Annotated in this window: 13 protein-coding genes and 2 tRNA genes; 9 read left to right on the top strand and 6 right to left on the bottom strand. The window is 41.8% G+C overall.

Translation table 11 applies throughout. From position 1 onward, the window contains the following. The first annotated feature begins 5 nt into the window (after positions 1-5). The gene (locus B2107_RS00260) at positions 6-1,028 is read left to right on the top strand and encodes a WD40/YVTN/BNR-like repeat-containing protein (RefSeq protein WP_293952010.1); all 1,023 of its coding nucleotides are present in this window, start codon (positions 6-8) and stop codon (positions 1,026-1,028) included. Between the two features lie 75 nt (positions 1,029-1,103). On the opposite strand, the gene B2107_RS00255 is transcribed toward B2107_RS00260, so the two are convergent. Both B2107_RS00255 and glmM read right to left on the bottom strand, forming a co-directional pair. Continuing rightward, complete coding sequence (locus B2107_RS00255; protein WP_293952008.1) at positions 1,104-3,179, bottom strand: Na+/H+ antiporter; 2,076 nt, start codon at positions 3,177-3,179, stop codon at positions 1,104-1,106. A gap of 104 nt (positions 3,180-3,283) precedes the next feature. Beyond that, the gene (gene glmM / locus B2107_RS00250) at positions 3,284-4,666 is read right to left on the bottom strand and encodes a phosphoglucosamine mutase (protein ID WP_293952005.1); all 1,383 of its coding nucleotides are present in this window, start codon (positions 4,664-4,666) and stop codon (positions 3,284-3,286) included. A gap of 200 nt (positions 4,667-4,866) precedes the next feature. Between glmM and B2107_RS00245 the strand changes: the two genes are divergently transcribed. Next, complete coding sequence (locus B2107_RS00245; protein WP_293952001.1) at positions 4,867-5,448, top strand: phosphatase PAP2 family protein; 582 nt, start codon at positions 4,867-4,869, stop codon at positions 5,446-5,448. Beyond that, a complete protein-coding gene (locus tag B2107_RS00240; RefSeq protein WP_293951998.1) occupies positions 5,448-6,257 on the top strand; it encodes a ZIP family metal transporter in 810 nt (269 codons plus the stop codon). The genes B2107_RS00245 and B2107_RS00240 overlap by 1 nt, the downstream gene beginning before the upstream one ends. Positions 6,258-6,261: 4 nt before the next feature. On the opposite strand, the gene B2107_RS00235 is transcribed toward B2107_RS00240, so the two are convergent. Beyond that, entirely contained in the window at positions 6,262-6,711 is a 450-nt protein-coding gene (locus tag B2107_RS00235) for a MarR family winged helix-turn-helix transcriptional regulator (RefSeq protein ID WP_293951995.1), read from the bottom strand. A gap of 128 nt (positions 6,712-6,839) precedes the next feature. Between B2107_RS00235 and B2107_RS00230 the strand changes: the two genes are divergently transcribed. The 4 genes from B2107_RS00230 (at position 6,840) to B2107_RS00215 (ending at position 11,101) form a co-directional block, all read left to right on the top strand. Then, positions 6,840-7,079: a FeoA family protein gene (locus tag B2107_RS00230; protein WP_209577867.1), complete on the top strand. Its 240-nt coding sequence runs from the start codon at positions 6,840-6,842 to the stop codon at positions 7,077-7,079. Further along, positions 7,079-9,181, top strand: a complete 2,103-nt coding sequence (feoB, locus tag B2107_RS00225; protein ID WP_293951992.1) for a ferrous iron transport protein B — start codon at positions 7,079-7,081, stop codon at positions 9,179-9,181. Before B2107_RS00230 ends, feoB begins: the two co-directional genes overlap by 1 nt. A 7-nt stretch (positions 9,182-9,188) precedes the next feature. Then, positions 9,189-9,350 carry a FeoB-associated Cys-rich membrane protein gene (locus B2107_RS00220; protein WP_293951989.1) on the top strand — a complete coding sequence of 54 codons (162 nt, stop codon included), beginning with the start codon at positions 9,189-9,191 and terminating at the stop codon, positions 9,348-9,350. Positions 9,351-9,682: 332 nt separating this feature from the next. Next, entirely contained in the window at positions 9,683-11,101 is a 1,419-nt protein-coding gene (locus B2107_RS00215) for an amino acid permease (RefSeq protein WP_293951986.1), read from the top strand. Positions 11,102-11,228: 127 nt separating this feature from the next. On the opposite strand, the gene B2107_RS00210 is transcribed toward B2107_RS00215, so the two are convergent. After that, on the bottom strand, positions 11,229-12,293 hold the full coding sequence (locus B2107_RS00210; RefSeq protein ID WP_293951983.1) for a PA0069 family radical SAM protein: 1,065 nt from the start codon (positions 12,291-12,293) through the stop codon (positions 11,229-11,231). 229 nt (positions 12,294-12,522) lie between these two features. Beyond that, the gene (gene mnmA, locus B2107_RS00205; protein WP_293951980.1) at positions 12,523-13,614 is read right to left on the bottom strand and encodes a tRNA 2-thiouridine(34) synthase MnmA; all 1,092 of its coding nucleotides are present in this window, start codon (positions 13,612-13,614) and stop codon (positions 12,523-12,525) included. Positions 13,615-13,801: 187 nt separating this feature from the next. Between mnmA and B2107_RS00200 the strand changes: the two genes are divergently transcribed. Beyond that, a tRNA-Phe gene (locus tag B2107_RS00200) sits at positions 13,802-13,874 on the top strand. Positions 13,875-13,916: 42 nt separating this feature from the next. Then, positions 13,917-13,989: transfer RNA gene (locus tag B2107_RS00195), tRNA-Phe, on the top strand. Positions 13,990-14,048: 59 nt separating this feature from the next. On the opposite strand, the gene B2107_RS00190 is transcribed toward B2107_RS00195, so the two are convergent. Continuing rightward, positions 14,049-14,840: an SDR family oxidoreductase gene (locus tag B2107_RS00190; RefSeq protein ID WP_293951977.1), complete on the bottom strand. Its 792-nt coding sequence runs from the start codon at positions 14,838-14,840 to the stop codon at positions 14,049-14,051. Positions 14,841-14,992: the final 152 nt, after the last annotated feature.

Below are 14,992 nucleotides of genomic sequence, written 5' to 3'. Positions count from 1 at the left end.
TAAACATGAAACCTTTATTTCTGGTCTTTATTATTCAAATTTTCTGGCTAAACCCGCTTACAGCGCAACAGGCAATACTTAGCTTGGTCAATCAGGAGCGTAACAGCAGCTACAGAGGGCTAAGCGTCGTCGATGATGAGACCGTATGGGTGAGCGGTAGCAATGGCACCGTTGGGCTCAGTACAGATGCTGGAAAAAACTGGCAGTGGGTCAACCCAATTGGCTATGAAAAAACAGACTTTAGAGATATTGAAGCGTTTGATGAAAATGAAGCCATCGTTATTTCTGCGGGTTCCCCGGCCATCATCTTACGTACCAGCGACGGCGGCCGAAGCTGGAAGGAGGTTTTCAGTGACAAGCGACCAGCAATATTTTATGACGGCATGGCATTTACATCAGAAGGTGTGGGTATTGCTTTCGGTGATGCCATTCAAGGCAAAATGCCGCTATTAAAAAGTGTCGATTTTGGAGCGTCATGGAAAGACATCACGGCAAACATGCCCTTTTCAATAACTGATGGAGAAGCTGGTTTTGCTGCTAGCGGGACATCCATTTACTGCAACAACAAAGGAACATACTGGATTGCCACTGGGGGTACAGTTTCCAATATCTATCGCAGCGACGACCAGGGCAACACATGGGCACGTTACAGCTGCCCGATCCTGCAGGGAAAAAATAGCACCGGCCCCTTTTCTATTGCTTTCTATTCCGCAACGACCGGAATTGTCGTTGGCGGAGATTACAAAGAAGACACCAACAAGGACAGAAACAGCTTTCTGACCAACGATGGTGGTAAAACCTGGTTTGCACCACAGACAGCGCCCAATGGATTTAAATCCGCTGTTGTTTATTGCTCAAAAAAACAACTGATCAGCACGGGTACTTCGGGCACAGACTTGTCGACTGACGGTGGTAAAAACTGGATAGCGATTGGAAAGGAAAGCTTCAATGCTGTTCAAAAAGCCAAAAGAGGCAACGCCATATATCTGGCCGGTGATAAAGGAAAAATAGCGAAGTTAACAATGTAAGTTAACTTCGCTATTGCTCGCAACATGATGTCTTGCCCTTTCGGGCATAATCCCGTGACATGGTATGAATAGCTATTACTTACGCGACAAACGCGATTCTTCCAGATCTAGCGAATATTCCATTTCTCTGATGACATCGCTATCGTACGCCTTACTTTCTTTGATCTTATACAATCCATCACGACGTAAGGCCAGAAGTTCCAGCATAATTTTATTATACAGTCCTCTCACTGCCGAAAGCTGCGCACGTGTATCCTCTTCTTTTGCACGTTCGGATGCATTTACACTTCGGATGATCTGCTCTTTAACGCGGGCGATGGTTTCATACTCCAACATTTCCTGTGCATAGTGCTTATCCAAATAGGCAATGGATTCTTTACCAAGGCGTAAGCGAATCTCATCAATCTGCTCTTCCATGGAAACTTGCTCCTCGACATCTTCCATCTTTATCAGCTTAATTAAAAAGGGTAATGTTAGCCCCTGAAAGACAAGCGTCACCAAAATAACGACAAACGTAATGAACAAAATCAGATTACGGTGCGGGAAAGCTGTCCCATCATATAAAGTCAATGGAATCGCCAAAGCTGATGCCAACGAAACCACTCCTCGCATTCCTGCCCAGCCAATAACCAAGGGCAGTTTCCATCCCGGGCTTTTTTCCTTTATCCGAATCCGCTTAAATAATATTCTAGGAACAAAAGCCGAGAGATACACTGCAATCAATCGCAAAATAATGACGATCACGGCGATTGCCAGCGCATAATCAATGGCCTCCGCCATCGAATATTCGCCCAATCCATTAATAATTACGGGTAACTCAAGCCCAATCAAAATAAAGACGAATCCATTTAAGAGAAAGCCTACTGTTGCCCATACTTCTTTGGTTTGAATACGGGTATGATAGTTGAGATAATCCCCTGCCCGAAAAGAAAGAAACAATCCACCACTTACCACTGCCAAAACGCCCGACCATTCAAAATGTTCTGCGACAATATACATTAAGTAGGGTGCGATGAGGGTAATAGGTGTTGATATGCTGGACGATTTCGCCACATATTTTAAGAAGAAATAGAGGATGTGGCCGATGACCAGGCCAACCACAACGCCCATCACCGATAATACAAGAAATTGCGTCGCCGCATTGGTCATTACAAACTGGCCCGTAAGGATTGCGATCGATGCAAATCGAAATACAGTGAGTGAGGCAGCATCATTGACCAGGCTTTCTCCTTCCAATATCGCTATTCCCCGTTTAGGAATACTGATACCTTTCAATACTGAACTCGCCGCAACAGCATCGGGAGGCGAGATGATCCCGCCCAGCAAAAAGCCCAGTGCCAAGGTAAATCCGGGAATAATACTCACTGAAAAGTAGGCAATGGCCAAGGATGTGAAGAAAACCAGACCGAAGCCCATGATAAAAATAGACCTTCGCCACTTTAAAAAATTACCCCAATTGGTATACCAGGCGGCTTCAAAAAGTAAAGGCGGCAAAAAGACCATAAACACAATATCAGGATCCACACTAATGACGGGAACACCCGGAATCAAGGAAATCACGAGTCCTCCAATCACTAACAAAATTGGATAAGAGATCTTTAAGCGTTGACTGAGCACAAACAACATGGCCATAAAGAAAAAGAGCAGCATCACCAATAAGAGATTGCTGTGGATTTTCTGGCCAGCCTTTCCGCCTACCGCAGCTTTCACATCCGAATAGGGCACCAAAACCGACATACTGTATTGGCGGATCTTCCACGCATTATCCAGCTTGCTCAATACGCCTACACCTCGAAAGGACTTGGTATTTATCTTAAAAGATTCGTCAAACCAAGCAATGGTACTATCTGCATTGAAGCTGATATGCCTAGTGTCATACGTGTATGTCCATGCATTCTTGGGATTGAAATATTGATTGGCAAGCTTCTCAGCATGTGCTTTATCCCATCTTTCATTCTGATCAGTACCCATAATGATTCCATCGGAAGCAATAACATTCAAAAATGGGCCATACTTTAGCTCACCCGAGGACTTGTGCCATTGGTCTAACACCCTATTGATTTCTTCTACAGTTTGCTGGGCGCTTGTTGGCAAGGCAAATAACACTACATGAACAAAACAACATATACTTAAAATGATCTTTCTAATCATAAATTCTAAAACATCTTTCTATCTAGGCCTATTTTGTATTCGCCAATTAGTCCTAAAACAAAAAGCTGCAGACGCAGCTTTTTGTTTTTATTTAATTATTTCTTCTATTTAATTATTTCTTCGATTTCACTAATAATCTTCTGCGCGATCTGCTCAGCAGCTTCGGGCGTCGGGCCCTCAGAATAAATGCGGATGATCGGTTCAGTATTCGATTTGCGCAAGTGCACCCATTCATTTTCGAAGTCTATTTTCAGTCCATCAATCGTGGAATGGTCCTCATTTTTATATTTCTCCTGCATTTTCGCCAAGAGATTGTCAATATCCAATTCGGGCGTCAGGGTAATTTTATTTTTGGACATAAAGTACTGCGGTAAAGAAGCACGGTATTCCGATGCCTTTTTACCAAGTTTTGCCAAGTGCGTTAAGAAGATCGCTACCCCGACCAGCGCATCACGGCCATAGTGAGATGCCGGATAAATTACGCCGCCATTTCCCTCTCCGCCGATCACCGCATCGACTTCTTTCATCTTTGTAACCACATTGACTTCACCCACGGCCGCTGCATAATATTCGCCACCATGTGCTTTAGTGACATCACGCAGTGCACGTGTAGAAGATAAATTAGAAACGGTATTTCCTTTTTTATGCTGCAACAGGTAGTCTGCTACGGCAACCAGCGTATATTCTTCACCGAATAATTCGCCGTCTTCCATCATAAAGACTAAGCGGTCGACGTCCGGATCTACAGCAATCCCCAAATCAGCCTTGTTCTCGATCACTGCAGCAGACAAATCTGTGAGATGCTCTTTCAACGGTTCAGGATTATGCGGAAATTGACCATTGGGTTCACAATGGATCTTATAAATGGTCTGTACCCCCAACGCATCCAATAACGCAGGGATAAAGGTACCGCCAGTACTATTGACTGCATCTAAAGCGACTTTAAAATTAGCGGCTTTAATGGCTTCTTTATCGACATATTCCAAAGCCAAAACAGCATCTACATGTTTCTGCATGTAGGAATAGTCTTTATGGAGCTGTCCTAATTCGCCCACTTCTGAAAAATCGAAGTCCAAAGATTCGCCAAGAGCCAATACTTCCTGTCCTTCGGCATCTGAAATAAATTCACCCTTTGCATTTAACAGTTTCAGCGCATTCCATTGACCCGGATTATGTGAAGCAGTCAAAATAATACCGCCAGCTGCCTTTTCCATCGGTACAGCAATCTCTACTGTTGGAGTCGTGGATAGGCCCAGATCGACCACATCGACACCGATGCTCTGCAAGGTACCGATCACCAGATTACTGACCATCTCACCAGAAACACGCGCATCTCTACCAATTACAATTTTTTTGATACCGCTCTGCTTGACAATGATTTTGCCATAAGCTGCTGTAAATTTAACGATATCTATGGGGGTAAGCGCCTCTCCAGCACGCCCGCCTATCGTACCTCGTATCCCTGATATTGATTTAATTAAAGTCATTTCTTTTGAATTGATTAACGCGTAAATTTAGCACAATGGCAATAAAATCTCGAATTAAAATTATAAATAATAAATATTTAACGTATATTTGTTGCAACAAAGTTGTTTTTAAAAGAAACAGTTCTTCGCAATGAAATTATTTTTACTTTTGAAAAACGAGTTTTTAAAGTTTGGGAATTTCATTGTCATCAGCAACATTTATGATTCAACAGTTAATACATATCGATCAAGAGATTTTTCTAGCCATCAATCAAGGCCTGAGCAACCCTGTGTTTGATTGGTTATTGCCTATATTGCGCAATCCATATACATGGGCACCTCTGTATTTGTTTCTGATCATATTTTTCATTAAGACCTACGGTAAAACAGGTATACTGATTGTTGCCATGACGCTGGCCACCTTTGGAATTTCCGATGGTCTGTCTTCACAATTGATCAAAAAAACTGTCAAACGTATTCGACCTTGTAACGATGTGGAGTTTAAGGAAAATATTAACATCCGGGTGCGCTGTGGCTCTGGCTTTAGCTTTACTTCTTCGCATGCTGCCAATCATTTTTCTTTAGCTTGCTTCTGGATTGTGCTTTTTCGGAGAAGATGGAAACATGTGCTCTGGCTTTGTATTGCCTGGGCAACGTTGATTTCAGTCGCTCAAATTTATGTCGGTGTTCATTACCCTTTTGATATCCTCTGTGGTGCCGTTTTAGGCATCTTGGTTGGCTTGGCAACAGGTTATTTATTCAAACGATTTGTACCAAGCTTTTTTAAAACTGAACAAGTATAATGAATTCAATTTTATTGATTTTAATTTTATTCGTACCTGCATTTGCAAGTGGAATTGCCGTATTTTTTGTACAAAAGAAAGGGACTAATTTTCTTAAACTCATTCTTTCTTTCAGTGGAGCCTATTTATTCTCCATTACTGTACTTCACCTCATGCCCCATGTTTACCAGTCGACCAATACCTCACCCGAAGTATTGGGTATCTATGTCTTAGCTGGATTTCTTTTTCAGCTTTTTCTTGAACAGTTTTCCCAGGGGATCGAACATGGCCATATCCATGCGGACACTGAACACGATCATCATAATCATCGTTTTCCAATCGGTATTATGTTCAGTCTATGCCTTCATGCATTCCTCGAAGGAATGCCCTTGGCTGCGACGCACCAGACAGAGCTTGCACTGGGGATATCCATCCACCATATTCCAGCAGCATTTGCATTGGGAAGTATTTTACTCAGTACGCATTTAAAGAAAAATACCATCCTGATTACACTCGCTTTATTTGCGGCAATGACCCCTTTTGGGTTTTTACTGAGTAAAGCTATCAGTGCAGGAGAAGTGGGTAATATCCAACAATATTTCGATAAAATCATGGCAGTGGTTATTGGTATTTTCTTACACATATCCACGACTATACTTTTTGAATCGGGTTCTATTGACCATCACAAATTCAATAAAAAGAAAATGATTGCTGTGATAGCAGGAGTTGCCATTGCACTGGGAAGCTTCTTATTTGTTGGAGAACATGACCATGGGCATGATCAGCATCATCAAACGCATGATCATGAGCATCATGATCATGCGCACTAACATTTTAGCCACGAAGTTTATCTAGCAGCGTATTTAATGCCATAGCTTCTTCTTCGCTAATTCGGCTGGGCAAAACATCCATCATCAGCATATCCTCATCAAGCCTTTTTAGAATTTCCTGGCCCTTTTCGGTTATAAACAGATCCACGGCCCTTTTATCCGCTCCCGATTGACAGCGCGAAACCAGTTCTTTCGAAACCATGCGGTCTATCATGCGCGAGATGTCTGGTGTAAAACTCAGCATTCTTGATTTAATGAGACTATTGGTTGCAGGCTTAGGATATTGTCCTCTTAATATACGCAGGACATTAAATTGTTTCAAAGTGATTCCTTCTTTAGCAGCTCGCTGTTCGAGCGCAGTGCTAATACAGTGGTAGGTGTAGAGAATATTTACTGTACAACGGTGCCATTCATTGCTGAACTTATTTACTTTGATTTCGTCCTCAATCTTCATTCTGGTTGATAATTAATCGTTTTATAGCATAAAGATAGCTGTTTTTTAGTAAATACATAACTATGACATTAGAATCATTCTAAATGGTGGAAATTCTGTATATTTGAGGAATTCAAAAAAAAAGGCAAATGCGTAATAGAACTAGCTTAGATAAGCTAAAAAAAGGGGAAAAAGCGGTAATTATTGATTTTGAATCACACGATATTCCAGCTAAATTTTTCGAATTGGGCTTTATACCCGGTACTGAAGTCGAGGTAAAACATATTGCCCCGCTGGATGGGCCGATATGCCTAAACATCCGTGCGAATAATGCCCTAATTGCTATCCGCAAATCAGAAGCTAAAGTCATCCTTATTGATCAGAAATAATGAATAACCCGATTATTGCACTTTTGGGGAATCCAAATGTGGGTAAAACATCTCTATTTAACCGGATTACAAAATTAAATCAGAAAGTAGGAAATTATCCTGGAATTACGGTCGAGAAACGTGAGGGGCAAGTAAAAGCCAACAATAAAACGTATCGTATTATTGATTTACCCGGAACCTATACGTTGTTTCCAAGTTCGATGGACGAAGAGGTTGTTTTCAACACTTTAGTCAATAAAGACAGTAGTTTCAGACCAAACCTTGTGGTTGTCGTTGCCGAACCCACCAATCTAAAACGGTCGATCATTCTTTATCAGCAAGCACGCGAGCTCGGCCTACCGGCTATCTTTGTCATCAATATGATCGACGAAGCCAGGGAAAAAGGTATTACCATAGATGTTCAAAAACTTGAGCATTTGTTAAATACCAAGGTATACCAAACCAATGCGCGTACAGGGCAAGGGGTAGAACAGTTAATCAAAAACTTTGATGCCGTTCCACCAATGTATATCAGTACGTTTCGCCTACCAAAGGAAGCGGATGCTGCATTGGAAGAAACGAAACGTCTCTTCCCGTTAGAGACAGAATACCATACTTGGCAATATTTAGCTAAGGGCGAAGTATCGTTTTTGTCGAAGGAAAAGAATCAGGCTATTCAGCAAATCCGGGAGAAATACCAATTACGGGCGGATAAACTACAGAAAGAGGAAGCCATATTACGCAGCAAATCGTTAGACCATAGTCTTGGAGAAATCTATGTGAAAGATGAGGCTTCAAATAAGAATAAAACAAATGCGATCGATAGCATCCTGCTTCACCCGATTTTTGGTTATGTGATCTTTTTTGGAATCTTATTTCTCATTTTCCAGGCAATTTACACGTGGTCTGGACCTGCGATGGATTTTATAGACGGCCTTTTTGGGGATTTTGCGGCCTATACGCAGTCGGCACTTCCTGCGGGACCATTGACCGACTTGTTGAGCAACGGTATCATTAAGGGAATCGGCGGGATCGTCATCTTCATTCCGCAGATCGTCATCTTGTATATCTTTATTTCGATTATGGAAGAAACAGGCTATATGAGCCGTGTCGTTTTTCTGATGGACCGCTGGCTTCGTCCCTTCGGATTGAGTGGAAAATCAGTCATTCCGTTGATTTCCGGTGTGGCCTGTGCTGTTCCTGCGGTCATGTCTGCGCGTAACATCGAAAATAGCAAAGAGCGATTAGTGACTATTCTAGTGACACCATTTATGACCTGCTCGGCACGACTACCTATCTATATTGTGCTGATCGGACTAGTGATACCAGATACACGAGTAGGTGGATTTCAAATTCAAGGAATTGTATTGTTTGTCATGTATCTCCTAGGGATATTTGCAGCCCTGCTATCTGCTATTATCCTGACCAAAGTCATTAAATCGAAGCACAAATCATTTCTCATCTTTGAACTTCCCACTTATAAGACTCCGGATTGGAAAAATGTTGCTTTAAATGTATGGGAAAAAGCTTCCAGTTTTGTCTTTGGTGCTGGTAAAATCATTCTGGCAATTTCCATTATACTATGGGCATTAGGCAGCTTTGGACCGAATGATAAATTTAGCCGGGCAGAAGAATACGTAACAAAGAATAACCCGAATTTGTCCGAAGCAGATTTAGAACATGAGGTTTCATCTTATCGCCTGGAGCACTCTTTCCTGGGCTATCTTGGCATGGCTATTGAACCTGTAGTTGAACCATTGGGGTACGATTGGAAGATGGGCATCGGCCTAATTTCTTCTTTTGCTGCACGTGAAGTATTTGTTGGCACAATGGCTACGGTATATAGTCTCGGAGATGAAGTAGATATCGAAGATGAAGCCTCTAAAACAACAGTATTGGGCAAAATGAAAAGTGAAATTAACCGCAATACCGGTTTACCCGCTTACAATTTGGCATCAGGTGTATCCTTACTACTGTTTTACGCATTTGCTATGCAATGTATGAGTACGATCGCGGCGGTAAAAAGGGAAACAGGCTCATGGAAATGGACTTTAATACAACTTGGTTTTATGACGGGCGTAGCCTACCTCAGTGCATTAATCGTTTATCAACTTTTAAAATAAAAAAGCTATGGATAATGTAACCGTACAATATATCATCGTGGGAATTCTCGTTTTGGCGGCTATAGGGTATGTCGTTAATAATGTCCTAAAATCACTAAAGGGCAAGTCGAGCTGTTCAAAAGGTTGCGGATGTGACTGCAGTGCAGAAAAAGCTCCAAAAGCAAATTAATTTACACTATTAAGTAGCATTTGCAAATAAGATTTCGTTATTAGTTAGTGTAGCCAAAAATCACACTAGCTACTATAAGGTAAAGCGCCGTTTTTTTTAAGGAAAATTACGGCGCTTGCTGTTTCTTAGCAATAATGTGTACAAATACCTAAGTGTTTTATTAACTTTATGCGCTTAGGTCAAAAGATGCACTGGGAGCCACGTTATTCGTCGGCACATCACACAGCGGCAGCAATTTTGACCAAATTCGATTCTGGTACGGTGTAAAGTCTTCACAGGTTTCCCCTGCCAGGGATCGGTCAAAACAGACTAGTAACCGTATTACCATTCATATGGAGAAACAGAACAATAAGGAAGAGTTAAAGAGAGGTCTTCAAAATAGACACATCCAATTGATTGCCCTCGGTGGTGCAATCGGAACAGGCTTATTTTTAGGTATTGGAAAAGCAGCCACACTTGCTGGTCCGGCAGTTATACTCGGCTATGCTTTCGCTGGAATTATTGCTTTTTTTATTATGCGCCAATTGGGCGAGATGGTCGTTGAAGAGCCTGTTTCAGGAAGTTTTAGCTACTTCGCCAATAAATATTGGGGTTCTTTTGCTGGTTATGCTTCGGGCTGGAACTATTGGGTCCTGTATATTTTGGTGAGCATGGCCGAACTCACAGCAATAGGCGTTTATGTGCAGTTCTGGTGGCCTGAAATACCGCTATGGGCGTCGAGCTTATTTTTCTTCTTTGCGATCAACGCCCTGAATCTGGCTTCCGTAAAAATATATGGGGAGACCGAATTTTGGTTTTCCATTATTAAAGTAGTCGCCATTATTGCAATGATTGTTTTTGGCGTTTACCTGCTTCTCAGCGGTACGGGAGGAGACCAGGCAAGCCTCAGCAACCTGACTTCACATGGTGGCTTCTTCCCCAAAGGCTGGTTTAACGAAACATCGGATGGAAATTTTGAAGGTCTACTTTCGGCCATGGCATTGATTATGTTTTCTTTTGGCGGACTGGAATTGGTCGGTATTACCGCTGCTGAAGCCGAACATCCTGAAAAGAACATCCCCAAAGCGACCAACCAGGTGATCTATCGGATCTTAATTTTTTACGTAGGTGCTTTGATCATTCTTTTCTCTTTAACGCCATGGACAAATATCACCGCCGATACAAGTCCCTTTGTATTGGTGTTTGACAAACTCAATGGATTTGAATTTACCCTCTTTGGAAAGACCTTCTATTTCACAAAAATTATTGCAAATGCACTAAATCTTATTGTCCTCACAGCGGCGTTGTCTGTCTATAACAGCAGTGTATACAGCAACAGTAGAATGTTATATGGATTGGCAGAACAGGGGAATGCTCCTCGTTTTCTTTCGAAACTCAACAAAAACCATGCACCTATCAATGCAATTTTGGTCTCGGCATTGTTCGCTGCGATCTGTGTATTTATCAACTATGTCGCACCAAAAAATGCACTGGAGATTTTAATGTCACTGGTGGTTTCTTCACTGATTATTAACTGGGTCATGATTTCTATAACACATCTGTACTTTAGAAAGAATAAACTCGATGCGCATTTACAAACCAAATTCCCATCTTTTCTATATCCATTGAGTAATTACATCTGTTTGGTCTTCTTAATTGCCATGCTCGGCATTATGTGGCTAACAGGCATGAAGCTACCGGTAGAATTGATTCCTGCTTGGCTTATATTACTCTATGTAAGTTTTGTTTTGATCAAAAGAAAGAAATCTTAGTGCACAGAACCTCGATCTTATCAATAAAAACAGCCTGATTCATTGGATGAATCAGGCTGTTTTGCTAAAATTTAAAGCGGGTATTCCTCCTCGAGAATAGCAAATTCATAATTGTCGCTCCAACTAACTAAAACAAGCCCAGCTGTGTCCCAGCATCGGGTAAGCGGAAAAGATCCCTTCTCAAGGATGGAAGCGTCCCATTATTCATATATTTCTTGACGGAAAGCTTGAATAAATGCTGTAAACTCTCGGCCATATGGCCATCCCCTTTTATCCTCCGTCCGAAATCGGTATCGTTAATCTTTCCGCCATGGCAGGCTTCAATCCAATGTAATACCTTTTCAGCACGGTCAGGATAATTCTGATAGAGCCAATCTTTAAAGATACCACCGATCTGTCCATTGAGCCGCACAATGGTATAAGAGGCTGTAATTGCTCCCGCATCTGCCCCTGAGCGAATCAGATCTGAAATCTCATCACTATTGATCCCCGGAACAATGGGCGCCATCATCAGCATGACGGGTACACCTATCGCTGTTAATCCCTCGATCAGTTTCAATCGTGCCGATGCCGTTGCAGTACGGGGTTCCATTTTCTGGCGTACCTCCTCGCGCAACGAATTGATGGTTACGGCAACAGAAACCAAATTGTGCGCTGCAAGCTCACGCAAAAGATCAAAATCCCGCCGCATCAGTACATTTTTGCTGATAATAGAGACCGGATGCTGGTATTTGACCATCAATTCTAAAAGTGAACGTGTGATACCCAGCTTCCGTTCAATAGGTTGATAACAGTCTGTATTGCCGGAAAGCATAATCAAATCGGGCTGATAGCTCGATTTTCTAAACTCCTGTTCGAGAAGCTGAGCGGCATTATGTTTTACCAGGATCTTACGCTCAAAATCCATTCCTGCACTAAAACCCCAATACTCATGCGAATTGCGCGCATAACAATAAATACACCCATGTTCACAGCCCTGATAGGGGTTAATGGATCTTTCAAAACGGAGATCCGGACTATTTGACTTAGAAATAATGGATTTTGGATGTGTCGGAATAAATTGTGTTTTTTCGGCCCCCAAAAACTCCTCATCCAGCCCTTCAACATGCTCCTGTACGTATTGGTTAGAAAAAAATTTGTTATTAGGATTGATCTGTGCCCCTCTACCCTTGAAATATTCCGACGAATTCATAGGTTAAAATTACTAATTATTTTAGTAAAAACAAAAAAAAGGTTGATAGTTATTTGAACTCTTAAGCTTCAGGTATAAAACCAAAAAATGCTATTAAATAAGCCGATCAAACTCACCAACGCGATAGTAAATTTAATGGATAGCATATAGAATGGATAAAAAAATCCCTATACTGCCGTTACAGTATAGGGATTAAAATTCTTATGCTAGATCTCAATCCAGCTTCTTCTTATTTCATTAAGAAACCACCACCGAGTAGATCATTGCCTTCATAGAAAACGGCCGATTGCCCTGGAGCAATACCTTTTACATTATGCACAAAGTCGATGCGGACTTTATCTCCTTCTTGCGAAATGGTAGACAATGCACCGGAATCTTTATAACGCACTTTTGAGATGGCTTCCATCGGTTGATCCAGTCCGGCATATTTCACAAAATTCACATTGCGAACATAGGCATGTGACTTTTCAAGTTCATGTTCTTCACCCAATACCACCGTATTACTCTCTGGAAGGATTTCGATCACAAACATCGGTTTACCCAACGCGATACCTAATCCCTTGCGTTGACCAATAGTGAAATAAGGGTAGCCAATATGTTGACCGACGACGGTACCATCGGAAAGGATAAAATTACCCGGACCAATCTGTTGATCCAAAGTAGGTACTTTGTGTCTCAGAAAAGCACGGTAGTCGTTGTCAGGTACGAAACAGATTTCATAACTCTCCGACTTATTGGCCAGTTCCTTTTGTCCCATATCCAAGGCCATCTGACGAATTTCCTTTTTCGTGAAAGATCCTAATGGAAACTGGGTGCGCGCAAGATTCTCTTGTGAAACGCCCCATAGAACGTAAGATTGATCTTTATTTTCATCCTTACCTTTTGATATCACATAGCGGCCATTGTCGTGCATGCGAATATTGGCATAGTGGCCGGTAGCGATAAATTCACAGTCCAATTTGTCAGCACGTTTCATTAAAGCCTCCCACTTGATATGTGTATTACACAATACACATGGGTTCGGCGTCCGACCAGCAATATATTCTTCAACAAAATTATCAATTACAAAGTCTCCAAACTCGTCGCGTATATCTAATATATAGTGCGGGAAACCATAGTTTACGGCTAATGTGCGGGCGTCATTGATGCTATCAAGGCTACAACATCCGGTCTCTTTCGATGAACCACCTGCGGATGCATAATCCCACGTCTTCATCGTGATACCGATAACCTCATATCCCTGTTCGTGGAGCATAACAGAAGCAACGGAGCTATCTACCCCTCCACTCATTGCAACTAAAACTCTTCCTCTTTTACTCATCTCTATTTATTGAAATGCAAAGATACAGCTTATTCCTTTTTCTCTATGTTAGTTTCTTGTAATTTTATCTCGATCAAAATCAACATGTTCGAAAAAAGTGCGAAAATAATCTGCATAAAAGTTTTAGAATTCAAATTATCAGACTATATTTGCATCGCAATAGGGGAACAAACCCATAGCAAAAAGCGGTGCCATAGCTCAGCTGGTAGAGCAAAGGACTGAAAATCCTTGTGTCCCTGGTTCGAACCCAGGTGGCACCACGCTTCAATCTGATGATCACAGATTTAAATAAAAGGTCAACTGGTGCCATAGCTCAGCTGGTAGAGCAAAGGACTGAAAATCCTTGTGTCCCTGGTTCGAACCCAGGTGGCACCACAAAAAAAGCTTGTTCATCTGAACAAGCTTTTTTTGTTTTAAGAATACACAACGGTTTCTTACGATTCAGCGATAATTGATCGGTCTAGATGCACATACCCACCATCGACATGAATCAACTGTCCCGTTGTATGGCTCGACTTATCGGAAAGCAAAAAGACTGTTGTATCGGCAATTTCCGCAGCTGTTGTCATCCGATGCCCTAATGGAATGCGATCGGTTATCTTTTTCAATGTCTCTTCTGGATTCGCTAAGGTCTGAATCCAGGTATCGTATTGGGGTGTTGCGCATTCAGCTACGATAATAGCATTTACACGGATCGAGTAAGGCAACAGTTCTACAGCCCATTCCCGTGTAAGTGCATTACGTCCGCCATTGGATGCCGCATAGGCTGAGGTGTTGCCTTGACCTGTTTCGCCAGTTTTGGAAGAAATATTAACGATACTGCCCTTCGATGCTTTCAATGCATCCAAAGCATGATGTGCCATGAGGTAATAGTGAATTAAGTTCTTGTGCAACGAAGCAACAAATTTTTCGTAATTTCCAGATGCTAGTCCAACACCGTCATTCTGTCCAGCATTGTTCACCAAACCATCAATGCGACCGTACACTTCCAATGTCTTTTGGACCGCCTTTTCACAATCTTCGGGCCTGGACAACTCTGCTTCAATACAGAGTGCCTCAATACCAAACTGTTGGATTTCTGCCTTTACTTTTTCATTATCGACCTGCTTACGGCCAACAATGACCGGAATAGCCTGTTCTTTAGCCAAAGCGTGGACTACTGCGCGTCCGATGCCTTTTGCTCCGCCGGTAACAATAATAACTTTATCTTTTAAATGAAGATCCATAATACTTTTATTGAATGGTTTGATTCATTGATTGTGGTTAACATTCGCAACAATGAACTTGTTTCACTGGTTATCGATTAATTTATAGTGACGTCATTCGGCTCATTATCTGGCTTCATGACCAACAAAAACTTCAGCATGCTATTTTTCGT

The sequence above is a fragment of the Sphingobacterium sp. UBA7855 genome, from assembly GCA_002500745.1.
GTDB lineage: Bacteria > Bacteroidota > Bacteroidia > Sphingobacteriales > Sphingobacteriaceae > Sphingobacterium.
The sequence above is the reverse complement of the archived record's forward strand: the minus strand, read 5'-3'. Positions and strand labels throughout refer to the sequence as shown.